Source organism: Paenibacillus terrigena DSM 21567, from assembly GCF_000374845.1.
Lineage (GTDB): Bacteria > Bacillota > Bacilli > Paenibacillales > Paenibacillaceae > Paenibacillus_K > Paenibacillus_K terrigena.
On sequence record NZ_KB895415.1, the window covers coordinates 439,876 to 465,041 of the forward strand.

The following is a 25,166-nucleotide window of genomic DNA, read 5'->3' on the forward strand; positions in this document are numbered from 1 at the left end:
TATCGGACCAAGGCTGCTTTGCGATCAAAATGTTCAGTTGTTTATCGAATATTTACTGACATCCGCCTTCGCACGAACCGCACGCTGCTTCATGATCCGATTGACTTGTTCAGAGCCAAACAGCATGCATACGACATAAATAGCGACGAATATCGGGAGGATCGCAACCGTCGTCTGCGAAGCGATCAAGCCGAGCGTCGGCGGCAGCAGCGTCGTACCCGTATAGGCTACAGCCATCTGATAACCCATCAGCTTCTGCGTATGTTCTTTGCCGAATCGTTCCGGGGTGGCGTGTAGCATGCAAGGATAGATCGGCGCAAAGCCTAAACCCACCAGCATAAAGCCGATCAGCGAGAAGAAGGGAGGTAACGGCAGAATAAGCAGTAATACGCCAGCCAGCGCCGTTAGCAATCCACTGCGGATCAAGACGCGATGGCTCACTTTTAACGTCACGAATCCCGTGATCAACCGCCCGATCGTAATGCCGCCGTAATACATGGATACCCATTGCGCCGCCACGGCAGCGGACACATCCTTGACGTTCACCAGGAAGCTGCTGCCCCATAAGCCTACGCTAGCTTCCGCACCGCAATAGAAGAGGAAGGTCATTAAGGTGAGCTTTACACCCTTCAACCGCATCGTAGGAATGCTCGCGCTTACCTCCAGCTCAGGCGACAGCAACTCTTCACTCGCCGCATGGGTATGAACTTTCTCCATTCGTTTCCATAGCGGCAGCGTCACGAATAGCAAAATAACGAGCGCAAATTGAATGCTCGCAACGGTCAAATATCCGCTCCGCCATAAATCGTCTTGACGAATAAATCCAGACATAATGATCGGACCCATGGTCGCTCCTACGCCCCAGAAGCAATGCAGCCAGCTCATATGATGCGCTTGATAATGCAGCGCGACATACTGATTAAGCGCCGCATCGACGGAACCCGCCCCGAGTCCGAGCGGTAAGGCGAGTATCATTAACCAACCAATCGAAGGCGCAAAGTAAAATCCGAGTAAAGCGCCCGCCGTCAGCAAGCAGCTTATTAACGTGATCTTGCCCGTTCCAAGCCGCTTCAAGAGCATACCGCTCGCTAGGCTTGAGACAATCGTCCCTGCGGCAATAATAATCGAGATCACGCCCGCCATACCGAACGCGGCCCCGTACTCGGCTTGCATGACCGGCCAAGCAGCGCCAAGCAATGAATCCGGTAACCCTAAGCTGATAAAAGATAAATAAATGATAATCAAAAATAACGTTGCCACCAAATCTCGCCCCTTATTTATTCGTGTCTAGATAACTTGATGCTCGGCTCGAGCGTCGCTAGCGTCCGTGCTACCATTCCCTCCAAATAATCAGCTGTAAAATCTTCCGATACGATCACCTCTGGCACTGCGCTTACAGGCAGTTCAGAACTACACCGTTCAGCGATTCTGCTTCCACTTGCCTGATTCACGATGCTGCCGTATAGCACGACACGATCGGGGTTAATGACCGCGCAAATGGAGACGATTAATTGAACGATTGCCTGTTCCACTTGCTCCGAAGAAGAGACGAAGGCGTGCTCCCCCCAAGGGATATTGAGCGGGATATTCGCGACTTCGCCAGCAAAGTTCCTTCTCCCCTTGAACAGCTGTCCGTTGATGAAGATCCCTGCGCCTGGCGGGAACCGATCCGGGAAGTAGAGATAGGCGACAGCTTCATCGGAATGAATTTGTGCACGTTCACAATAACCAACCACAGCAGCATTGACGTCATTCTCCATAATGACAGGCATGTTATATCGTTCCTTGAAGTGCTCTACCATCGAGACACCTAATAAGGCTTTATAGTCAGAAATGACGATTCTCCCTTTCCATTCCGCCCCAGGCAGCCCGATCCCCAGCGCACGAATCGCAGGGTAAGATGCGATCAATGTATCGATGATACGTTCGAAGCATGCCACATCCACTTGCGCGACGCCTTCTGCTCTTTCATGAATGATCGTACCGAGAAGATTCACAACGGTGCTGCGCATCAGAATCTGCCCTCCCGTCTCATATGGAAACAGCGTCAGAATATAGGCATAATCGCCGTTATATTTGTATCGCTGCGCAGGTCTCCCCCCGCCCGAAGCGCACAGTTCTGACTCCAGTACTTCCGATGTTTGCAATAATTGCTGCAAGACCGTTCCTACCGTAACTGCGCTAAGGCCCGTGATGCTGGCAATCTGCTGTTTGGTTGCTTCCCGTTCGGCTTTTAGCGCTTTGCGGACGAGATTCATATTCACTTCTTTGATCACCATGGCATTTCCACCTATGCTTCTCATCGTCACACCTCATTTCGAAAACACTTTATAAAAGTATTTTAATAAGTGTCTCCAATGTATGGGATTCTGCAAAAATTGTCAAGCGGAAAACGCAGAACACCAACAGACGCCGAATCTCTTCGGCGCCCAAATCATCTCTGGATTTTCACTTTGTATCATCCAATTGCCTCACTGTGCACCGAAATGCTGTATAACCTGAGGATACAAGGTTCTCCAAAATTTGAAATATCTCTAATAATTGTTCACGTTTTGAAATTTTGTTGAGATTCTGTGACGAGTATAATACGATAGACTTCACTAAGACTTAAAGGATGGTCATTATGAAATTCATAATTTCCAAGAATAAATTAAGCATCTACAAAAAATTGCTAATTTCTTTCATCGGCAGCATAATTCTTGTTCTCTCTTCCCTACTCTTCTACAATTACACTTCATCAACGACGAACATGGTGAAAGATATGAACGTGAATATTTTGTCCAAAATCAGCTATAGCACCGTGCACATGGACAATTTAGCCAAAAACTTCATCCAATCCTTATCGCTGAACAACCAGATCATTTCCTTCGCCAACAATAATCATGAAGATATTCTTACGATCAGCAGCGCGATCCGAACGCTCGGTGCGCTAACCATTCCGAATACATACATTCATTCCGCTTATGTCTACAACCGCAAAATCGATACATTCATCGCTACGCCTAACGACACGTTCTACAATAGCTCGGAATTCTTCGACCAAGATCTTATTACGCTCTTAAATCGTGCAGCCGAAGGTCAAAAAGTGCAAAATCTCTACCCCATCCCAAGACAAATTGCAAATGCGGATGGCAGTCACACCAGCTATACGAATGTTTATACCTATATTTTGTTCGATGCCATTGGTGAAGATAACTTTACGAATGCCATCATTCTTAATGTAGATGCCGACTGGTTAAGGCTTACGATTTCGGCACTCGATAAGAAGATGAGCAGCAAAGACAGCAATATTATGATTCTGGATGACAACGGCAATGTGGTAAGCGACCCGTCGCCGAACAAGTTCATGGACAACATGTTAGATCAGAGCTTCATACACAAGATCCTTGATTCCACAGAATCTTCTGGCAGCCTGATTGATCAAGTTCAGAATAATAAGGTACTGGTTTCCTATGTATCTTCAGATACTTTAAAATGGAAATTTCTTAGCATTACGCCGTATGATACCGTTTTTTCGAGCGTGAATCGAAACACGTTTATTACCATCGTCTTCTGCCTAATCGTCATGCTGCTCGGGGTCATTTTTGCCATTCTGGCCTCAAGGAAGCTGTATCAGCCGATCGGAAGGCTAACGTATCGGATCAAGCAGAAATGGAACCCACAGGACAATCCCGACAAAATATCGGATGAGTTCGGCTTCCTTAGTAACGCTTTTGAAGGAATGATGGATCACGCGAAATTACTCGAGACCCTGAAGAGAGAAAGCACGCCGCTCTTAAAAACGAATTATTTAAAAAACGTGATTACCGGGCACATTACCCCATCGCTTGAAGCCTTTAACGCCAAAGAACCCGAGTTTCACATCGATGTGAACTTTGATCATAAGCTGTTTTTGTTCCTATTAAAAATCGATCATTTTCAAGCGTTTACGTCCAAATTCAATGAAAAAGACCGGGCATTGTATATGTACGGGATCGCGAATATCGCGAGGGAAGCCGCTTCCAAGCATTATCACGTCGAAGTCATTGAGACGGGAGCCGATCAAATCACCGTCTTGGCTGACCTGACATCGACGCCGGATGGGAATGAAATCGTATATGAACAATTTCAGCGTATCGCTGCCGATATTCAGCGACATACCGAACATTTCTTCAAGATTTACTTATCTATTACCTTGGGCTATGTGATCGAATCTGCGGATCAGATCAAACAAATCTATGACGATACCGTGATGCTGTCCATGTACCGCATGACATTGGGGCATGGCAGCATCATCACGCCGGATGTTCTGCAAGAGCTCCACCAAAGTGCGCTAGTCCTTCCAGCCGCCAAGAGCAAACAGCTCATCGACGCACTCAAATTAGGAAACGGAGATGCGGCGAAAGAAGCCTATCGCGACATCATTAGAACTGCAGAGCACGCTTCCTACGATCACATGATTTCAACGATTATTTATTTAAGCTTCACCATCTATCAATCGCTACACCACATTGTCGACGGCGCTCAATCGAAGCTCAACTCCATTTCCCTCGGGTTCCTCAATCATGTCACGGCGCTAGAGACGCTGGCGGAGATCGAGACGACATTCTTCGAATTGTTCGATGAAATTATCATGCTGAAGAATGGGGCGAAGGACAAGAAAAAGAACGAAATCGTCAATACCGCGATTCAGATCATTCACGAGTCTTACCGGGATAAGAACCTGTCGCTGACGAGCTGCGCAGAATCACTAAACCTCTCATCCGTATATCTTGGCAAATTGTTTCGCAGCACGACAGGCAAATCAGTAGCTGAATATATTGTGACCGTACGCATGGAACAAATGAAATATTACTTGGAAGAGACGAACTTGCAGATCAATGAAATCCTCGATAATTGCGGGATCGAGAAATCGAACTACTTCTATACAACCTTCAAAAAATACTTCGGCGTGTCTCTAACGGAATACAGGCTGAAAATCGTAAAAACAAACCAGAATCACCACTCGATATAACAAAACAAAGGCGTTCACTCTTAGAAGTGAACGCCTTACTCGTGTAGCTTACTTGTTCGCGGCTCTCCATTCGTCCAGCTGTTTTTGTTTCTCCGCGATGATCTTATCTGCGCCAGCGTCTTTGAGTCTATTCAGAAACACCGGCAAATTCTTTTCTGGATCAATGGATCCGGTCGCAATTGCATAATATAATTCGTCGATTGCCGCATCGACATTCGCTTTCTCTGACTTCACTGGCGTAAAGTCGAAGACAAAGCCCATTGCATTGGACGCTGGTGCATTTTTATTCAAATCGATCCATAGCTTGTTCCCTTTGTCATCGACTTCGGCACCTTGCGCATCCGCCTCGGTATAATACGTCTGACTCATGTTGCCGAATTCCCAAGGCGAAGATATTTTGAACCCGCTGTCCGCTATCGTTTCGATACGGTTGTCAGCGACTTTTTTATAATGCTTGCCTTCAACGCCCCAGTTGATCAGGTTATAGATTTGTTTGTCCGTGTTCAGCAAATTGATGAACATCATGGCTCTCTCTTTATTCGGCGAAGATGCCGAGATGGCCGTGATCGAAGCGGCTGCTTTATCCGTTGTCAAGAGCGGCTTGATGAACATATGATCATAGGATTGCACATCTTTGTTAGAGTTCGAAAATCTGCCTGGCGCGCTCATACCAGCTTGCTCGAATGCCGTTGTATCAATGTCGATCTGACCGATTTGTGCCGCAACCTTGCCTGCTTTCAGATCGGCCTGGTCATCTTTTAACGTTGGAGCCTCTTTTCTGACATAACCTTTCATGTACCAATCTCTCATCATGGTTACGTATTCTTTGAATTCCGGCGTTTCGTACTGGTTAACTACCTTCATCTCGGTATCGTTCAAATAGATCGAGCCTGGCGTCTTCGAATCGCCAAGCGCTTCCAGATGGAACATCGGCGTCGCCGTCAGGAATGGATCAATCGCCTTGCTATATCCCCATGGGATAAGTGTCGGCTCGCCTTTCTTGATCGTTTCGAGCATCGGCGTCAGGTCGGACAGCTTCGTGACGGACTTCCAATCAAATTTATACTTGTCGGCAACCGATTTCTGAATCAGATAGCCGTACCCAGCCGTTGACTGCTGGAAGTTAGGCACACCGTAAGTGGCCCCCTTGACCTTCACGGCCTTCCAGAACGTTTCTGGAACGCTGCTCTTCGTGTCAGGCGCATATTTCTCGATTAATTCATCGAGTGGAGCAAACGCGCCTTTCGCAACGCCTTGATAAAAGTTATTGGTCCATGTTGAAGTGAAAGCAATGTCGTATGGTTCGCCGGAAGATATAATGACGTTCATTTTCTCGTCATAGCTTCCCCAGTCGATCAGCTTCAGCTTGATCGTCGCGTTAATTTTGGGCTGAACCAGTTTGTTGAGTTCATCTTCCACGGACTGCAAATCCTTTTGAGGCGTGTTCGGGAAATAATACGTGAGCTCAACGGGTGTAAGTGCTGACTCCTTTGGCTGATCCGTCGTCTTATCTTCGTTCTTCGTCGGTGTTGGCTCTGGTGTGGTGGTCGCATCTTTCCCGCAGCCTGCGAGCACGATCGTGAATGCAAAACATAACAATACCAATTTACTTGCCCATGTCTTCGTTTTGTTTACCATTGTTTGACCTCCATTTGTTATATATCGCAATACGGGCAGTAGCCCGGTAAAGCCTCTAATTATGCTTTCACTGCACCTAATGTCAATCCTTTCACGAAATACTTCTGCAAGAAAGGATAGGTTAGCGCGATCGGTGCGACAGCCAAAACGCAGGTGGCCATCCTTGCCGTCTCATCAGGCAGCGAGGTAGCAAGTTTCTGCGTAAGCGCATTGCCCTGCAAATAAGCGATGTTGTTCATGATCGATTGCAGAAGGAACTGAAGCGGATACAGCTTGCCGTCCTCGATCAGCAGCGAAGCCGTGAACCAATCGTTCCAGTAAAATACGGCAACGAACAGTCCGATGGTTGCGAGCACCGGCGTCGACAACGGAACGACCAACCGGAGAAATGTATTAAACTCGCCTGAACCGTCAATCCTTGCAGACTCGACAATCGAATCCGGTATCGTTCTGAAAAAGTTCCTCATAATCAATACATTGACCGAGGATACAAGGTAAGGAACGATAAGAACAAGAAGCGTATCCTTTAAATGGAGATATTTCGAAAATAACATGTACCACGGCACTAATCCGCCATTAAATAACAAGCAGAACACGACGATGAAAGAAATGATATTTTTGTACTTCACTTCATTTCTGGACAACCCGTAAGCCAGCATGGACGATATCACCAAATGCATCAGGGTTCCCAGCAGCGTTACGATGATGGTAACGCCATAGGCTTGAATGATCGGCGAGTTCCCCGAGAAGATGAACGCATACGCGTCCAGACTGATTTTTTCGGGAATTAAGTGATACCCGGATTGAAAAATACTTTGCTCATCAGATAGCGATATGGTTAGCACGACGAACAACGGAAGTAAGCAAAGGATCGAATACACTAAAAAACCTGTATGAATTACAGCACGAGATATGTTGCCCTGTTTCATCTCATCATCCTCCTAGAACAAAGCACTGTCGCGATCGTATTTTCGAATGAGCCAATTGGAAACGAGGACCAGTATGAACCCTACGACGGATTGATAAAGGCCTATAGCAGAAGACATCCCGAAATCGTTCATTTGCTTGAGCGCCCGGAAGACATAGGTGTCGATGACATTGGTCGCACTGAACAGAACGCCTGACTCCCTCGGCAGATTATAGAACATGCCCCAGTCGCCGAATGCGGCATAGAAAATTTTACCTGCTTGCAGGAGCACTAAGGTGATCGTAATCGGCATCAGCATCGGAACGGTGATCTTAAGGGCCTGCTGTAACTTATTCGCCCCATCCATCTTGGCCGCTTCATAATACTCCGGGGAAATGCTTGTAATTCCGGCCGCAAATATGACCGCATAGTAACCGACATTCTTCCAAATATAAGCGGCAGGCATTATAAACCGCCAGTAAAATGGTTCTGAATACCACTGCACGGGCTCGACCCCGAAGGCCTGAAGCAGCTGATTGATGATGCCTTTATCGATGCTTAAGAACGAATACAGCAAATATTCGGCGACGACCCAGGATAACAAATAGGGTAGCAGAATAACGCTCTTGTAAAATCCGGCAAAAAACCGATTGCTGATCTCATTAATCATGATAGCCATCGCCAGCGCTAGTCCAAGACCGGTTACCATGAAGATTACGTTATAGACGATCGTATTGAGTGTAATTTGCCACACCGCATCCGACCGGAACAGAAATTCGAAATTCGAAAATCCGACCCATTTGCTGCCCCAGATGCCTTTGAACGGGTTAAATTCCTGAAATGCGATCACGACGCCAATCATCGGCAAATAATAGACGATCAATATAAATAGCAGCCCGGGAAGCATCATCAAATAGATTGTCTTGTTCTTCACCAGTTCCTTGATGAAGGGTGGAATACGAATCTTCTTTTTGGTTTTCTGTTTCGATTGTAGAATCAAATCTTGCATCGGCCTTCTCCTCGTTTCTTCAGCATGTTAAATTTTGGTACCCCCATCATAAGTCGGATCTAACACACCTGAAACAACAAAAAATGAAAAAACAACAATCATTGGAAAAATTACCTCTTCAATTATTGATAAATCTCTAAAAAATGATGTTTTTTGTAAAGAGAAATAGAAAAACCAGCCTAAATTAGGCTGGTTAGAGTGTTGAGAGAGTGGGCAAATAGGACTATATGTTTTCGTTATTCAAGATTGCTCTGGCGATAATGGCTAGGTCTTCAATACCAACGATAACGTCTTTATTGACATCCGCTCTCGGATTCCATCCTGGCTGACCTTCGCTTACTGTCAAAGATTTGAACAGCACTTCTTACTCGAACACAAAATACGGCGGCAGCGGCAACGGCCGCTCACAGCTGCTCTTCATCTCGTAGTGCGTTCCTTGTGCCGATGCGTCATGGAAGCCGTGCATCGCCTCAAGGATATGATAGGCCAGCTCGCCGTTGGCGCGATGCAGGTCTAACTGGCCTGTCAGTATCGCGTGCGCCATCGCTGCTACGCCTAACCCGCGGCTGTTCCCCGTATATTCGTGGGTTGGCGGAATCTGCTCCCAATCCGTTCCCGCTCTGCGGATCTGGATTGGCCCGCCGAACGAATTCGGATCAGGCACCCGCAGCGAGCCTTGGCTTCCGTAAATTTCGATAGGCGGCAGGTCCGTGCCGCCCTGAATGTCAAAGCTCGTAACAAGCGTCGCTATGGCGCCGCTATGGAAATCCAGCACGCCAGCGATATGCGTCGGCGTCTCGACCTGGATTTTCTGGCCGTATTTTTTCGCGCTTGTAATCGTACGTTCCGGATGACTAATCCCAGCTGAGCCAGTCACTCTGCGAATCGGCCCGAGCAATGCGACGAGCGCCGTCAAATAATACGGCCCCATATCGAACATTGGCCCCCCGCCCTGCTGATAGTAAAACTCCGGATCGGGATGCCAATTTTCATGGCCGCGGCTCATCATGAACGCTGTTGCCGCAACCGGCGTGCCGATCCATCCGTCATGGATCAGCTTCAAGCAGGTCTGGATGCCTCCCCCAAGGAACGTATCCGGCGCACTGCCGACCAGCAACCCTTTGCTGCGTGCGACGTCCAGCATGCGTTGTCCTTCTTCACGCGTAACTGCAAGCGGCTTCTCCACATACACATGCTTGCCCGCCTCAAGCGCCTGCTGGCAGACTGCGGCATGCGCAGCCGGAATCGTTAGGTTAATGACGAGATCGATGTCCTCATCCTGTAACAGCTGCTCGACTGTACAGGCTTTGGCGATGTTATACTGCTCCGCTCTGGCCTGCGCGCGGCTCAGATCGAGATCCGAGCAAGCAACAAGTTCCATGTGTTTGAATTTCGGGATATTTTCCATATAAATCGAACTAATATTGCCACAGCCAATGATGCCAACTTTAATTGTTTTCATCTCGCTCCTCCTCATATTCTGCCGCTACCTTGCGGCCCACAATAAGCCACGACGCATTAACTCGAGCGTTTGCGGCATTCGGACAATATTTGCTTGATGACCGAGTGAATTGTAATAGACTTTCCCCGCACCGTATGTTTTCGTCCAGACGACCGGCATTTCCACATCCCCGAAGTCCGTTACGGCATGCACTTGGATGGCCGGGTCGACGTGCATGTAATACTTTTCAGATACGACAGTGAAATCCTCGATACCTTGCGTGAGCGGGGAGCTGTGATCCTTCATGCGTACAGTGTATGTTACCCCGTCATTGCCTGGATGTGCGACCCACTGGCCGCCGACCATATACTGATACTCGACCTCGTTGCGGAAGGAGTCCCCCATCCCGCCATGACAGCCGGCGATCCCAGTTCCGCCTTCCTTTACCGCGGCCAGCAGCGGATCGAGCTGCTCCTTCTCAATCGCACCCATCGTCCAGACCGGTACGATCAGATCGACGCTTGCTAACCGCTCCGCGTCTCTAAAAGCATCCAATGTGTTCGAGATTTCAACCTGGAAACCTTCTTCTCGAAGCATGCCTCCGAATATCCCTGCAACTTCCTCCGGCTGGTGGCCGTCCCAACCGCCCCATACGATTAACGCTTGTTTGTTCATAACAATCGATTGCTCCTCTCTCATCTGTACGCTTTGATCGATACCGTATTGCAATCCGCACTATACTTCATTAATACTCACCCATCGCCGCTGCGCGATCGACTGCTCGACCGCTTCAAGCACCTGCTGACATTTGACGCCATCCACGAAGTTCGGGATCGGCTGGCGATCTTCCTCGAGCGCGCGCATCAGCTCCACGACCTCGTGGATAAACGTATGTTCATAACCGATCGTATGACCGGCAGGCCACCAAGCATCCATATAGGCATGGGACGGATCGGTTGCAAGCACGCGGCGGAAGCCTTGTACATCCTCATCGTCGCTCGTAAAATAGACCTGCAATTCATTCATCCGTTCAAAGTCGAACTTCACGCTGCCCTTGCTGCCGTTGATCTCAAAAGAATTCGTACAGCGGTGTCCCGGCGCGAAGCGTGTCGCTTCGAAGCTGCCGAGCGCCCCACAAGCGAATCTCGCCATGAACAGCGTCGCATCATCGACGGTGACAGGACCGCGCGGAGCGTCTGCGCTACCTTTGGCGCTGAGACCGGTCATCGAAGTCGGCAGTGGACGTTCCTTCACGAACGTCTCGCTCATGCCGATCACTTCCTGCATGTCGCCGATCAGGAAGTGCGCGAGATCGATGAGATGCGCGCCGAGGTCCCCGTGCGATCCGGAGCCTGCGATTTCCTTCTGCAAGCGCCAGACGAGCGGAAAGTTCGGATCGACGATCCAATCCTGCAGGAACCAGGCACGGAAGTGATAGATCTCGCCGAGACGGCCTTCTTCCACCAGCTTCTTCGCCAGCTGCACCGCGGGCGCAAACCGATAGTTGAAGCCGACCATGTGCTTCACTCCAGCCGCCTCAGCTGCTTCAAGCATTTCCCTCGTATCGGCAAGGGTGAGCGCAAGCGGCTTCTCGCAGAAGAGATGCTTGCCGGCCGCAGCCGCAGCCAGCGCAATTTCCTTATGCGTATCGCTCGGCGCATTGATATCGACGATGTCGATCTCCGGATGCGAGACCAGCTCGCGCCAGTCGGTGACGTACCCTTCCCAGCCGAACTGTGCTGCCGCGGCGCTGACACCGCTTTCATCTCGGCCGCAAATGAGCTTCATTTGCGGCGCAGCAACCTGCGGGAAGAACATCGGCAAATCCCGGTAAGCATGACTGTGCGCCTTTCCCATAAATTTATAACCGACCATCCCTACACGATAAGATTTCATCATCATGACCTCCTTGGTGGGCCCTGCCCTGCCATTCGATTATTTTTGATGTATGATTTTGGTAACATTATATTTCACTAGACTCACTTTGTCTATCGAATAAACAAAGTTAGAATGATAATATTTTTTTGTCATAAATTCAGACACAGAACAAAACAGGCTTTCCGATCGTGAGCCTGTTTTGTTCTAGCTATAATGTTGATAGTTGTTGTGTTAATCCGATTCCAGCCGATAATAAGCAGTTCCAAAGTCATTTCGGCATGTCACCGCGCAGCTATAGGAAGCAAGAACGCTGATGACACTGCCAAGAGCCTATCCGAAAACAGCCCCGTTTCCTTTAGGAAAAGAGGCTGTTTCGCTATTCCTTACACTTTCATACTAGATTTGCAATTAGCAATCTTTAGTTGCTTTTCTCATAAGCATATACTTCAACACCAATGTTCTCTCCAATCAGATTTGGCATTCCGCTTGTTAACCAAGTCTCGATTTTAGTGCCTTGCTTCTGATAGGATATCGTAACCACATTTTTGTGTGGCGCGATCATGACTACGGATACCTTAGCATTAACGCCAGTTCCTTCCGTAAATTGAACGGCCAGATACTTACCCGTTAGATCATTACCTTTGTCTCCACCAATCGTAATATCACGGATATAACCAGCTCCACCTGCTGTTTCGTTGCCAATCGCAAGCGTATATCCGATTTTTACCGTGTACTTAGGGATCTCCATCTTTAACACATCACTCACAACATTACCGTTTTTGACCACAATATATATGTCTTTGGCCGTCGCTTTCTTTAAGCCGTCTGCATTAATTAACACTAGCCCTTTTTTAGATGGAGTACCGGGCTTACTCGTATCCATGACTGGCATTTTAGCTCCGCTCTCAACGACTTGATAATAATATTGTCCGTCTTTGCTTGTGCCAAAAGAAACAGAAGCTGTCGTCTCGGTTAATCGATTCGCGGTACCTGCCGTTAGTATTGGTTTAGGATTATTATTATCCTGCACTTCTACGACTTGCAAAATATCACCTGCATACCCTTCTGCTGTGCCAACTGCAATAATGGTACCTTCTTGTGCATATAAGGAAGTATCCAATTGTGCAAAAATCAGAGGCAGCTCTCTAGGGCCGTTTAGATCCTGTGCATGAACAGTAGTTGCCAATTCTGGTGCTACCCCAACAAGCGTAGTAACATGGCCTAACTTATCGATTGATTGAATGCCATCTACCGTTACATTTACGCTAACTGATCCTTTTAGACCTACAAGCTGACCTTTAACTGTAAATGTACCTGGCGTTTTATACAATGAAGGATTCACTGTATCCCAGTTCACTTTAGCGATCTGAGTAGTGCCATCATTAAAAGTAACTGTAACCTCCGCAGGTAAATTTGGTGCATGATCAACCGTTGTTGATACATTCTCCTCAATACCTTCTATGGAAGTAATCTCATAACCCTTATTCATATAAATGGTATAGTCTTTACTTCCTGCTGAAGAAATTTCGGATACTATCAACGTATTTTGCCCTTTGACTAATTTATCCGGTGAAATAGATGCACTATCACCTACAAATGGAATTTCTTCACCATTCATCTGTAATTTAATCTCTGTGCCATCAAGTACGATATGAGGTTTCTTGATTGTAATAGGCTGTGCAGCGTCAGTTATAGCAGCATAATACGTATAATAATTAGGATTAAAGTTGCCGTTTAATACCGCATTGCCTAGTCCAAGATCAGCCGCATAATCTACAAATTTGGGATTGGATATGATCTCAATATCATCCAGGTACACAGTTGCATTAATTCCTCCAAATCCAACTCCACCTGATTTAAACTGACCATCGTTAACAGATATCAAGTTTTGTCCATCCAATACAAAACCAACTTTGCCATCAAAGGTTTGAATCTGCAGATCATGCCACGTATTCGCATTAAATCCTTCTGGTACCTTTGCTTTACCTAATGATGCATCTCCACCGGAAGTATGTTTTGCTATTTCAAAATATGGTGTCCCAGCTGCAAAACCTGTCGTTCCATTTTTATTTCTTCTATAAACGACTTGATACGATTCTGGTGCTTTATTAGGGGCTAGTCCTTTATTGTTTGCCATGACATAAATTGTAAAGTTATCATATTGGCCACTAAGAACATCTGTTGTACCCCATCCTTCAAATTTCCATCTCATATTGACCAGATAATTATTCCAAGGGGCATTCAATTCATAGAAGTCATTGCCGTCTCTAATCTCATCCTTTAAAACTTGATTTCCGGTATCTCCGGTCTCATATACCACACTTGTTACAGATGGCATACCACCTATTTTGGTAAATGGAGGTACAGTTCCATCTTCAAAATCTAGCATAAGCTGATGCTTATTAACCTCTGATCCGTCATATGCCGGAGGTGCTGGTATATTGGATGGAGGGATTGGCAATGTTGCTGGATTCCCGCCAGACACATAAAGCTCATCATAGAAGGCTTGTCCTCTGCCATTATCAGAACCAAACGAGATGTCCTTAAAGCCAGTTGCAGGTAAAGTTTTAACGGGTTGATCATCAATATATAGCTTGACATCTGTTCCTGATGTATAGTCAAACTTCAACTCATGCCAGCCAAATGTTCTAGGAATGTTCGTCGATTCCTTTTGATTCCCAATTTGGATGATATAATTGCCTTTCGTATCCGAATCCAGCCCCAAACCAACCACGTTGTCCCCATCATCAACTCGTGCAATGGATGTTACTCTAGCCGAATTTTGTTGCCCTGAATCGTACGCTGCCAAATTATAATTCTGTCTGTCAAACATCTTTACCGTAACGACTTTGTTCAGCATTTCAGGGAAAATCTTGAATACCCGCGTTTTGTCTAACAGCTCCAAACTTTGTTTGCCATTAATAGGTCTTTCAGACATAAATTCTGTTGAAATTTTGGCTTGACCGTTTTGAATGGACCACACGGTATCATCCAGTCCATGTTCAAAATTCTCTTTAAAATAAATATCTGCTGGTTCTGTAATCAGATCTCTGTCCGTCAAGTATTGTTTAGGGTAATCCGAAGTGACTCCGATCTTGTCATACTCCATCTTGGAGTCGTCAAATTCCTTAATATGATTTGCAAGTTTCCCATAGTTAACATTCGTATTATCAAACGTGATGACGTCGCCATATTGAAGAATCGTGTTCACTTCAATATTAAAATTCATAGGATTTGTTGCTTTTACATTACTTAACGCTAAGCCTGAGGCTCCCATATCCAAATTCATATCATTAGGCCCATAATCAGCCATCGTAGGATTTGCCCCTGTGTTATCAATAAGAACTTGGTTTAAGTAGTTAGGTTTGTAATTGGGACCCTTATACAAATAACATGCAAAGAAAGCTCCATCATCTCCGCCATCTTGTTGGGCATCATGCAAATATACATATTCAATTTTATTATTGTGGGTATACATATCCGTCATAATATTGAAATCTTTATCACCATTCGGGGAAGCTACATTCGGATTGCGACTATTTCCTGCCGTTAAGAAAATTCCTCTTCTTGGTGAATTATAGACCTCGACATGAGAAACCGTATTATAGCTTGACTGTTGAATGGTAATACCTGAGGCCTGACCAATCAGTTCACCAATATCATGAACAATGCTATTGGTTATTGTATTATTTCTGCTGTAACCATCTCCGTTTTTATCTCCAGCCACACCAGGGTAGCCGCCATCAACGTTGATACCGCCATGGCCTGTGTATTCAATAAGATTATCCTTTATGGTTGCATTTTCATTAGCTAGATAAAGTTCGATACCAAACATACCTGAGTTTTTAATATGTGTTTTCGATATCGTAATATTTTTAGTATTCGTAAGTGTAATCACGCCATATTGGAACTCTATTCTTTCAGTCTGCTCGGCATAAGATGGTTGTGTACTTCCTTTAGCTTCCGGAGGATAGAAACCTAGACCAGCTCCTGCATCTCCCCAGTTCCAACCATAGGCATACCAATCTGTTGTATTTGTATCCTTTAATTGCAAGCCGCTGAATTCAATATTGGATACCATATGAGTTCGATCGGAACCTTCGACACGGATCACTTCTTTGACCGTAGGAATGATAAATTCGTTATCATTTATGTTTCCTTCAGAATAATAGTACAAGTCACCCGTCTTTTTATTGAAATAGTATTCACCTGGAACATCCAAGAAGCCTAAATTTCCTTGTACAAAATATCTTGCATCTGTACCTGTATTATATTTAGGTCTATACATTTCTGGCTTTCCTGGAACCGTTTTGTACACAAGTTGACGACTTGCCGTGTTAATAGAAGAAACCGGTATCGTATCCGTCATCCAATCCCAGTATCCGCCATCCCACATATAAACCGAGGCATCCAAGTCTCCACGCTGCTCAGCATTGACCATACCGTTGATGGACTCTTGATCAAGATCACCATCTTTATAAATCAAATCACCTATTCCACCGCCTGCACTTTTCATGTAAGGCGTCAGCGCAGCTGGGAAATCGTTGTACTTTTTTAAATTCTGAGTACGTGCCAACGTAGCGCGTCTATCATTTACATAAAGTGTATCAAAAGTAACATCCGTACCCACGTGCGTTTTGTATACTTTACCTGCAGCCACAGCTGGCAAGTCTGCATCAGCACCGGTTCTTTCAACGGGTTGCCATGGTGTGTCAACAACCTTACCGCCGATCATTTCAGCACTAGCCAATTCATCTAAGTTTCGATAGACGACATGATAACCATTCGTACCCGAGTCTTGTTCATTGAAAGTAATCGTTTTATCAAGATAATATTTACCTTTTGCAATAAAGACGTAAATATCACCTGTCATGTTCTTATTAATCGCTCGAACGGCATCTCTTGCAGCTTGCACCGTTGCAAATGGCTTATCATATGAACCATCATTTGCATCATTTCCATTTGGTGAAACGAAGAATTGCGCTTGTATTCTGTTAAGAGAATGTACTGCTCCATCTGCTGCTTGAACACTATTCGTAGGGACCAATAATGAAGTAGAAATCATACAACATGCAATCATGATACTAAAGATTTTTTTCTTAGCCATATCAATATACCTACCCCTTCTCATTAATTTTGCAATGTTTACGATGTTAAAAGGGCTTACCTATTATAGATCCTATACAATATTACGGCTGCCTCAGCTCTTGTTGTCTTGCCATTCGGATTGATTCCGCTTTCATTTCCTGTGATGATTCCATCTTTAATTAAGGATGCTGCGCTATTTCGTGCATAATTTGCGATCTTGTCCGCGTCACTAAATTTCTGAAGATCCTCGTTACTTCCTTCTAAACACGGTTTACCCGCGATTTGAAGCGCTTTATCTACCATGACCATCATATCTTGTCTGCTGATTTGCGCACTTGGTTCAAATGTATTGTTGCCTAAACCAGATGTTATACCTAGTGCTTTGGCTATAGCGACTTCGTTAAAGTAATGAGCATTTTCCGCGATATCAGCAAAGTTTCCATTGATATCAGCTTTCAAGCCTAAAGTATTTACTAGCAGCTTCAAGAAGTCGGCTCTCGTAATATTCTTTTGAGGAGAAAAGGATGTTTCACTAGTTCCTCTTATAATGTCTTTTGAAGCGAGTACAGATATCTGTTTTTCTGCCCATTTATGTTTTGCGGTGTCTTCAAAGGTTTTCTTCACGAAACCTATGGCATATGTTCCATTAGCCTCACCATCTACAGTAACTTTTCCAGTTTCTTTGTTATATCTGCCATTTGAAACGGTGATCAAGTTACCATCCTTAGCTACTCTATATACAACGATATGTTCATAATCTGCCATTTCTTTTCCTACAGGCTTATAATCAATAGCGATCTTTATATCAGCTTCTACTGGCTTGCCTTCTTGTAAAAGTGATACATGAACACCTGCTCTGCTGCCTATCGTTTCGCTAGCTATTGATGTAAGGCTGCTCTTATCCATTGGGCTTATGACGAAATCTACTTTACTATTGATATTCTTTGCTAAGGATTTCATCGTGTCATGTGTTAATACAATGTCACCGAAGCCAGTACTTACTGTGACATCGATCTTGTCAGACTTGGCTACGATCTTTCCTACAGGGATCGTGATCATATTTTGCTTCGCGTTACCTGTAGTTCCTATTTGGATTACGATTTGCTTCACGCCACGTTCATCTGTTGGAGCACTATTCATCGCTGAATCTACATGCTCATCTTTCATTTCAACATTTACATTTCCATCCTTGTCCGGCTTTACATGATCATAAGATATACAACCATCTTTGACGGTAGGCTCTTGGCTCGGATTTGGAACTGGCGTTGGCGTTGGATTTGGTTCTGGTTTTGGTTCTGGTTTTGGTTCTGGTTTTGGATCATCCTTTCCATTCAAAGTTGCTGATGAAACCAATGTACCATCCAATCCATTCACATATACAATATGTTCTTCTACCTTTTCCACAGCTCCTGTCGTAATCGAACCCGCAAGGATACCATTCGCATTTGCATGCACCTGTCCCATCGCTTTAAGGGTTTCGTTTACTTTATCAACCACTCTGACCATATAATCTTTATTCGCTTCATATCCTTTACCCTCTATCGCAACAACGCCTTTATGATAAGTTGCTTTTAGATTAGAAGAAGCTGCTAAACAATTTACAGGTAATATTGCTATACATAGTATGACTGCAAGTAATACGGAGATTCGTTTACGCATACTCTATCCTCCCGATGTCTTGTCTAACGAACGATTCATTTTGTTACTTGTCGCATTAACCATTTACAGAGAGTTAGCGCTTACATCATTTCAGAATTTATTCCTATTCATGAATCCCCCCTTCGTTAAAATGCAGCTAATTTACTGCATTGTAGCCAAGCGGATCTCAAACCAGCAATCTCAAAATCTATTGCTTTTGATGTTTTTTGCTGTTTTTGCAATATTAAATGTAGTGCTGTCACTCACATTTTTAATACAATCTCTAATTCCTTTTGTTTTGTTCCATATTCATACAAAAAAGAGGCTTCGCGGATTCTATCTTTACGATGAATCGCTAAGCCTCTTTTTTAGCTGTTAATCACGATCGTCTTCCTGTCCAAGCTGCAATTTGTACTCACTAAGGGACATACCAAAATGTTTTTTGAATCGCGTGTAAAAATAATTATTCTTTTCAAGACCAACCTTCTCGATTATGGTCGACAAGGACATATTGGTGTTGCGCATATATTCGTCCAGCTTTTGCATGCGGAAGTCAAAAATGTATTGCGCAATCGACTGCCCGTGTGCTGCTTTGAACAAATGACCGATATAGTTCGGTGATAGGCGCAATTTTTCGGCAATGGAACTGAGGCAAAGTTCGGTGTTGGAATATTCCTGTTCCACCATTCCGATAATGCGCTGCATCAGAAAATCGTTACTACTTGATGTGTTTTTGATCGCTGTTACCTCATTACTGAGCTTTTGTAAAAACGCATTCATCAAACGATCAATATCTTCACCGACTTCTGCATGTTGTATATCTTGTAAAAACGCTTGCAGCGTTAGATCCTGATTGTCCTTTATGGCAGGCATTTTACTGAGCACACCAGAATAGATTCTGTAAATTAAATGTACAATGCTGAACAAAACCTCGTTGTACGTATATTGATACAGCTGTTGACTAATAGATTGATAAATCGCACGGGCTTCTTCATAGTCACCCTCCAGCACTCTCTCGATCACCTGCTCCTCTTTTTTGACTGAAACCTGGAATTCATCGGTATTGATCTCATCGATCATATAAGGCGTGATGATGCTGCCATGTCCATATCGCATTTTCAAAAGAATAGAACCCTTCATATTGTTATACATGCTCGGCAAATGCTCAAGCCCCTGGAACATCGTGCTGTATGCCATCGACAGCGAAATATGAAGATACTTTTGCGTATTCCATTGTATTTCCCGTAAAATACGTTCCACCTCATCCTGCAGCACCTTGTATTGCGATACATTGTCACAGTCCAAAAGCATCACAAATTTATCGGAATCGCAGCTAAATATTTCGCAATTACCGTAATTCTCAGTAATCTCAGTGGCGATGTTCACGATGGCATAGCGCAATGCCCAACGTTCCTTCTGACTATTTCGGGACATAAACTGGCTGTAATTGTCAATTTTAAACAGGCACATGCACAGCTGGTTGGCGACGATATAGTCCAGATGTAAGTCTTGCAGTTTACCCTGCACTGTTTCCATCGAGTATGTTGTACTCTCGCTTAACAGAGCATTTAGAAAATCTTGTTTGGCAGCATATCCTGTTTCACGCATGATTTTATCGAGCTGCGAATTTTGCTCCTTCATGGATTCGAATACAGACAGAATCACTTGAAACTCTTCCGTTTGGGATACAAGCGGATCGCTTCGATCGGGTGCCTCCCCGTTGATCATTTTCGTGATGGCTTGAATCGGGCTGTTCAACCTTCGTGCTAGAAACAGACAGATCACCGCACAAAAAATGAATACGGCTACGACGATACCTAACGATACGATCGATGCGGTAATGACATCTTCAAAAATTTTCTTGACGGGAGTAACGCCCATAATGTACCAGTTGTTTGCATTACTTTTGCTGCTCGAAACAAGGTAACGGGTCCCATCCATTTTTTGCACCCGATTGTTGCTGCCATCCAGTTCCTGTGCTTTCTGGGCTAATGTGCGCACTTCACTCATGTCATGACCGAACTCCGGTGAGAGTGCCATACTTAATATAGAACCGTTAGCGTCCACCACTAAAAAAGACGTTTCCTGTACAGGATCATGTCCGTTGATTGCTTGGATGGAATCCGTAAGCGCTTTCGTTCGAATGTTGACAACAATGGCATTTTTCAGACCAGCTGCAGTGGCGCCCTGTTCAAATAATATATAGGAGCATATATTTGCCGATTGTGTTGCTTCATCTACAGATGTCACAATGGGGCGACCACGATACTTCGCTACAAAATCTTTGTCGGTTAACAACTTGGCAATCGCCTGATCTGAAAATGCGGATGCTGATCGGCGTTCACCGCTCCTTGAGGAGTAAAACAAGTCCAAACCCGCATTGTAAAGATACACACTATCGATATCTTTCAGTGTGAGAAAATGTTTGTCAATGACCTTACTTGTTAAAAGAGCCACGCGCTCATCATTTTCATTCATGTTTAAAAATTCAATGATATGATTGTCGCTATAAAGAGTATTACCTAATTTTTTTGCGGTCTCATCCAGATAGGTAATACTGTAATTCGACTGTGCAATCAGTTTGTCGTTATAACGGCTAATCAATGCATTCGTAGTACGCAAATAAGTAAACGTCAAAAAAGTCGTCAGTAAAACAGTAATGATGATCGTGATTATCAAAAAAGAAAAAAAAGCTTTGCGTAGAAAGCTAGTACTGCGGTTTTTGGTCTTATATGCGAGCTTCATTGCGTCCTCCTAATCATGCTGCTTCCTAGTATGAGTCCTATTTATATTATAGTGTTAAACAAATTTCACCTCAACGATTTATAACACTTTGAAGAAATCGTTAGTTTTTAGAGATTGCTAGTGTGAAAAAACAAAAAGAACAGCATATTTGTTTGTTGAGCAAAATAATCCTCCTAACTACACTGAAAGCAGACATACAAATGATGCTCAGAAAGGAGTGAACAACATGAAGACGATTACAACGCCATCTAACAAGGGCAAGTCCTACAGAACGTTACGTAGCGCACGCCGTCAGGCACCCTTCTATCTCATGATGGCACCTGGTTTAATTTTTATTACGATTTTATTTTACATCCCGATGGCCGGCGTGATCATTGCCTTCAAAGATTACAATGCACGGGATGGTATCTTCGGAAGTCCATGGATGGACCCGCTGTTCAAAAACTTTGAGTTTTTCTTTAAATCCGACGCAGCAAGGACCGTTACCTTTAACACGCTTTTTTACAATCTACTAGAAGCTGTTACCGTTACGCTTTGTGCATTGGCAATCGCTATTCTATTAAATGAAGTAAAAAACAAAGTGACCTCAGCTACCTATAAAGGTTCCATTTTGCTGCCAACCTTTCTCTCATGGATTGTCATCCAGTACATTCTCTTCAGCCTGCTCAGTGTTGACCGTGGTATTATCAACAGCACGATCACCGGAAACGGCGGAGAAGCCATTTACTGGTACAGTGAACCGTCTTACTGGCGCTTCATCTTGCCAATTGCCTATCTGTGGAAGAATGTCGGTTACTTCTCGGTGCTATATGTGGCAGCGATTGCCGGAATTAACCCCGATTACTATGAAGCTGCCCAACTGGACGGTGCTTCGAAGTGGCAACGCATTAAACATATTACATTACCACTTCTGAAACCGACCATCATTGTCCTTTCACTGCTTTGGGTAGGTAAATTATTCAATGGCGGTTTAGGCGACTGGAACGGATTCTACACGCTTCCGAATGATGCGGGTGCGCTTTATCCGGCAACAGACGTTATCGACACACTTGTATTCCGTTCGCTGAAAAAAGTCAATGACTACGGTATGGCGTCTGCAGTTGGTTTATATCAAGCGGTAGTTGGCTTCTTCCTTGTGTTGATCTCTAACTACATCATTAAAAAGAAAGATCCCGACAACGCACTATTCTAAACGATCAGACAGGATAGCGTTTCTACTTGGGAGGGAGAACCATGCTACTTAAAAAGCTACATTTTTCAAAAATAACAATTCATCTTATTTTCATTGCACTGAGCCTTGCCTGCATCCTTCCATTGCTTTTGGTTGTATCCATATCGTTTACGGACGAGCAATCATTGATGCTTGACGGATATCGCTTCTGGCCCAAAGAGTTCAGCACGGCAGCTTACCAGTATGTATTCAGCGGAGCAGGCTCTATTCTAAATGCATATGCCGTTACGATTTTTGTGACGGTTGTCGGCACGCTTCTGCATCTGCTGATTACTTCCATGCTGTCGTATTCACTGACACGTCCCGAAGTGACTCACCGCAGAGCGCTCACTTTATTTGTGTATCTTCCGGTTCTGTTCAACGGCGGTCTTGTTCCGCAGTACATTTTGCTGACGCGCATCCTGCATCTGAAGGACACCATCTGGGTACTGATTATCGTCTACCTGGTATCGACTATTAACGTGCTGATTATGAAAAACTTCTTCCGAACGATTCCAGACTCATTAATTGAGTCAGCGCGAATCGATGGGTCGGGTGAAATCCGTACTTTTTTCCGGATTGCACTACCGCTCTCCAAGCCGTCGCTCGCAACCATCGGTTTGTTCGTCGCCATTGCATACTGGAATGATTGGATGACCGCATCGCTTTATATCGAGTCACCGAAGCTGCGGCCCCTGCAATATCTGCTCCAATCGTTAATGAACAATATTGGATATTTGCAGTCGAACGCACAGGCTTCCCAATCGATGGAAGCAGCGATTGGCATGCTGCCTAGTGAAGGCGCGCGCATGGCAACCTGCGTACTCGCCATCGGTCCTATTATTTTGCTGTACCCTTTACTGCAGAAGTACTTTGAAAAAGGATTGACAATAGGCGCTGTAAAAGAGTAATTTTACCGGTAAACCAACCGGAAAAATAAATAAAAATCTAGGGGGAACGACAATGAAAAAATTTTCTGCGATTCTGTTGTCCGTAACGCTGCTGTTAACCATGCTGCTGAGCGGATGCGGAGAGAAAGATGCAGGCACAACCAGCAAATCTGCTGAGAAACCTGCTGCGGGTAATGAAGAGATGGTTGAGCTCAATTTCTACATGATGAACAGCCCCGTCAATGACTTTGACCGCATCATGAAGAAAGCGAACGAAATCATTGGCAAAGAAATCAATGCTAAGCTGAATCTAATTCTTGTAGACAGCAGTACTTATGCCGAGAAAATGAACCTGATGATCAATTCCGGCGACGATTGGGATCTCAGCTTCACTGCTAACTGGGGTGGCATCAACTTCTTCGAAAACGCCGCCAAAGGAGCTTATGCCGACCTAACGGACCTCCTTCCTAAATATGCACCTCAAACGTATTCCCGTATCCCTCAAGGACTGTGGGAAGGCGTTAAAGTAAATGGTAAGATCTATGGACTTGTGAACTATCAACAATGGGGCACTGCCAAACGAGAGGGATTTAAATTCCGTTCTGATCTTGTAGAGGAAACCGGGTTCGACTGGAAAGCCTTGAAAGACAAGCCTACCATTGAGGCACTTGATAAGATCGGGCCTTTCCTTGGCGATGCTCTAGCAAAACACAAAGGAATGATCGGGTTTGAAACCAGCTCCATTGAAAGCTTGTTTGCCAGCAATCCACTGTTATGGAACATGGAAGCCGTAGGTGATACGAGCATCCCTGGCTGGATTAACCTTGACAATCCAGACAAAGTCATCAACCAGTTTGAGACGGAAGATTTTGCGAAGTACACTGAAATGATGCGCGACTGGTTCGTCAAAGGTTATGTTCGCAAGGATGGCGCAACCGTAAAAGATACTTCTCCTGACCGTAAAGCAGCCAAATTTGTCGCTGAGAAAACAGGCAGCTGGCCTGACAGCATTGAATACCCTGGTAATCCTGATGCCAGCAATATGTCTATGACGAAAAGCGCAGGCAATGCTCCTGCAGTAACCGTCTCCACCACTCGCACGATGATTCCTGCGGGCGCCGCTTCTACTGCAGCGATTGCAATCAATTCGGATTCCAAACACATTGAAAAAGCTTTGCAGTTAGTTGAACTGCTCAACACCAACGATGATCTGTACAAATTGATTACGCTTGGCGAAGAAGGCGTTGACTACAAATATGATGAAAATGGCAAGTTCACAATGATTGAAGGCAAATACAATTTCAACTTTAACGAATGGCAGCTTGGCCAATCCTACAGCCCTAACTTCACCCGTACGAACTATGACAAGAACAAAGATGGTGAAGTTCAAAAAGAGACTCAAACCAAAATCTATGAAGCTGACAAAACAGCAGAAATTTCACCGGTAACGGGCTTCGTATTCGACCCGACTCCAGTAAAGACGCAGGTTGCAAACTGTGCTGCAGTTACCTCTGAGATGATTCCGGCACTCAGCTCCGGTTCTGTCGATCCTGCTAAAACATTGCCTGAATTCCTGAAGCGCCTGAAAACTGCCGGCGTGGACGACATTATCAAAGAAAAACAGGCTCAATTTGACGCCTGGAAAGCAAAAAAATAATCTCACGATCCTTTGTGAAATCCGGTGTATTTCTTTATATCGTACACCGGATTTCTATTTCAATTAAGCCCA

Annotated in this window: 15 protein-coding genes; 4 read left to right on the forward strand and 11 right to left on the reverse strand. The window is 44.9% G+C overall.

All coding sequences use genetic code 11. The features are described from left to right. Positions 1–33: 33 nt before the first annotated feature. Positions 34–1,260: an MFS transporter gene (locus C558_RS0113610; RefSeq protein ID WP_018756833.1), complete on the reverse strand. Its 1,227-nt coding sequence runs from the start codon at positions 1,258–1,260 to the stop codon at positions 34–36. Between the two features lie 17 nt (positions 1,261–1,277). Beyond that, positions 1,278–2,303: an ROK family transcriptional regulator gene (locus C558_RS0113615; protein WP_026263907.1), complete on the reverse strand. Its 1,026-nt coding sequence runs from the start codon at positions 2,301–2,303 to the stop codon at positions 1,278–1,280. A 320-nt stretch (positions 2,304–2,623) separates the two neighbouring features. Between C558_RS0113615 and C558_RS0113620 the strand changes: the two genes are divergently transcribed. Beyond that, the gene (locus C558_RS0113620) at positions 2,624–4,993 is read left to right on the forward strand and encodes a cache domain-containing protein (protein WP_018756835.1); all 2,370 of its coding nucleotides are present in this window, start codon (positions 2,624–2,626) and stop codon (positions 4,991–4,993) included. 48 nt (positions 4,994–5,041) lie between these two features. Here the strand turns inward: C558_RS0113620 and C558_RS0113625 are convergent, their stop codons facing one another. The 9 genes from C558_RS0113625 to C558_RS0113665 all read right to left on the reverse strand — a co-directional run bounded on the left by C558_RS0113625 (position 5,042) and on the right by C558_RS0113665 (position 21,337). Then, the gene (locus C558_RS0113625; RefSeq protein ID WP_018756836.1) at positions 5,042–6,631 is read right to left on the reverse strand and encodes an ABC transporter substrate-binding protein; all 1,590 of its coding nucleotides are present in this window, start codon (positions 6,629–6,631) and stop codon (positions 5,042–5,044) included. 59 nt (positions 6,632–6,690) lie between these two features. After that, positions 6,691–7,560: a carbohydrate ABC transporter permease gene (locus C558_RS0113630; protein ID WP_018756837.1), complete on the reverse strand. Its 870-nt coding sequence runs from the start codon at positions 7,558–7,560 to the stop codon at positions 6,691–6,693. Between the two features lie 12 nt (positions 7,561–7,572). Further along, entirely contained in the window at positions 7,573–8,547 is a 975-nt protein-coding gene (locus tag C558_RS0113635; protein ID WP_018756838.1) for an ABC transporter permease, read from the reverse strand. Positions 8,548–8,911: 364 nt separating this feature from the next. Then, entirely contained in the window at positions 8,912–10,009 is a 1,098-nt protein-coding gene (locus C558_RS0113640; RefSeq protein WP_018756839.1) for a Gfo/Idh/MocA family protein, read from the reverse strand. 24 nt (positions 10,010–10,033) lie between these two features. Further along, complete coding sequence (locus C558_RS0113645; protein WP_026263909.1) at positions 10,034–10,663, reverse strand: ThuA domain-containing protein; 630 nt, start codon at positions 10,661–10,663, stop codon at positions 10,034–10,036. 60 nt (positions 10,664–10,723) lie between these two features. Then, the gene (locus tag C558_RS0113650; protein WP_018756841.1) at positions 10,724–11,884 is read right to left on the reverse strand and encodes a Gfo/Idh/MocA family protein; all 1,161 of its coding nucleotides are present in this window, start codon (positions 11,882–11,884) and stop codon (positions 10,724–10,726) included. 400 nt (positions 11,885–12,284) lie between these two features. Beyond that, a complete protein-coding gene (locus C558_RS0113655; protein ID WP_018756842.1) occupies positions 12,285–16,973 on the reverse strand; it encodes an Ig-like domain-containing protein in 4,689 nt (1,562 codons plus the stop codon). Positions 16,974–17,029: 56 nt separating this feature from the next. Continuing rightward, positions 17,030–18,613 carry an S-layer homology domain-containing protein gene (locus C558_RS31000; RefSeq protein ID WP_018756843.1) on the reverse strand — a complete coding sequence of 528 codons (1,584 nt, stop codon included), beginning with the start codon at positions 18,611–18,613 and terminating at the stop codon, positions 17,030–17,032. Positions 18,614–18,967: 354 nt separating this feature from the next. Beyond that, positions 18,968–21,337 (reverse strand): AraC family transcriptional regulator, encoded by a 2,370-nt coding sequence (locus C558_RS0113665; RefSeq protein ID WP_018756844.1) that lies wholly within the window; start codon positions 21,335–21,337, stop codon positions 18,968–18,970. A 226-nt stretch (positions 21,338–21,563) separates the two neighbouring features. Here C558_RS0113665 and C558_RS0113670 point away from each other — a divergent pair, with 226 nt between their 5' ends. From C558_RS0113670 to C558_RS0113680, 3 genes are read left to right on the forward strand one after another with little or no spacing between them, the layout of a single operon-like run. Next, complete coding sequence (locus tag C558_RS0113670; protein WP_018756845.1) at positions 21,564–22,529, forward strand: ABC transporter permease; 966 nt, start codon at positions 21,564–21,566, stop codon at positions 22,527–22,529. A 41-nt stretch (positions 22,530–22,570) separates the two neighbouring features. Beyond that, positions 22,571–23,458, forward strand: coding sequence for a carbohydrate ABC transporter permease (locus C558_RS0113675; protein WP_018756846.1), 888 nt, complete (start codon positions 22,571–22,573; stop codon positions 23,456–23,458). A gap of 52 nt (positions 23,459–23,510) precedes the next feature. Further along, entirely contained in the window at positions 23,511–25,094 is a 1,584-nt protein-coding gene (locus tag C558_RS0113680) for an ABC transporter substrate-binding protein (protein WP_018756847.1), read from the forward strand. The last annotated feature ends 72 nt before the right edge of the window (positions 25,095–25,166 follow it).

Bases quoted from the DNA above. Each gene is read 5' to 3' on its own strand.
- C558_RS31000 (WP_018756843.1), bottom strand. From the start codon at position 18,613: ATGCGTAAACGAATCTCCGTATTACTTGCAGTCATACTATGTATAGCA.
- C558_RS0113675 (WP_018756846.1), top strand. From the start codon at position 22,571: ATGCTACTTAAAAAGCTACATTTTTCAAAAATAACAATTCATCTTATT.
- C558_RS0113615 (WP_026263907.1), bottom strand. From the start codon at position 2,303: ATGAGAAGCATAGGTGGAAATGCCATGGTGATCAAAGAAGTGAATATG.
- C558_RS0113650 (WP_018756841.1), bottom strand. From the start codon at position 11,884: ATGAAATCTTATCGTGTAGGGATGGTCGGTTATAAATTTATGGGAAAG.
- C558_RS0113620 (WP_018756835.1), top strand. From the start codon at position 2,624: ATGAAATTCATAATTTCCAAGAATAAATTAAGCATCTACAAAAAATTG.
- C558_RS0113630 (WP_018756837.1), bottom strand. From the start codon at position 7,560: ATGAAACAGGGCAACATATCTCGTGCTGTAATTCATACAGGTTTTTTA.
- C558_RS0113625 (WP_018756836.1), bottom strand. From the start codon at position 6,631: ATGGTAAACAAAACGAAGACATGGGCAAGTAAATTGGTATTGTTATGT.
- C558_RS0113640 (WP_018756839.1), bottom strand. From the start codon at position 10,009: ATGAAAACAATTAAAGTTGGCATCATTGGCTGTGGCAATATTAGTTCG.
- C558_RS0113670 (WP_018756845.1), top strand. From the start codon at position 21,564: ATGAAGACGATTACAACGCCATCTAACAAGGGCAAGTCCTACAGAACG.
- C558_RS0113635 (WP_018756838.1), bottom strand. From the start codon at position 8,547: ATGCAAGATTTGATTCTACAATCGAAACAGAAAACCAAAAAGAAGATT.
- C558_RS0113665 (WP_018756844.1), bottom strand. From the start codon at position 21,337: ATGAAGCTCGCATATAAGACCAAAAACCGCAGTACTAGCTTTCTACGC.
- C558_RS0113655 (WP_018756842.1), bottom strand. From the start codon at position 16,973: ATGGCTAAGAAAAAAATCTTTAGTATCATGATTGCATGTTGTATGATT.
- C558_RS0113645 (WP_026263909.1), bottom strand. From the start codon at position 10,663: ATGAACAAACAAGCGTTAATCGTATGGGGCGGTTGGGACGGCCACCAG.
- C558_RS0113680 (WP_018756847.1), top strand. From the start codon at position 23,511: ATGAAAAAATTTTCTGCGATTCTGTTGTCCGTAACGCTGCTGTTAACC.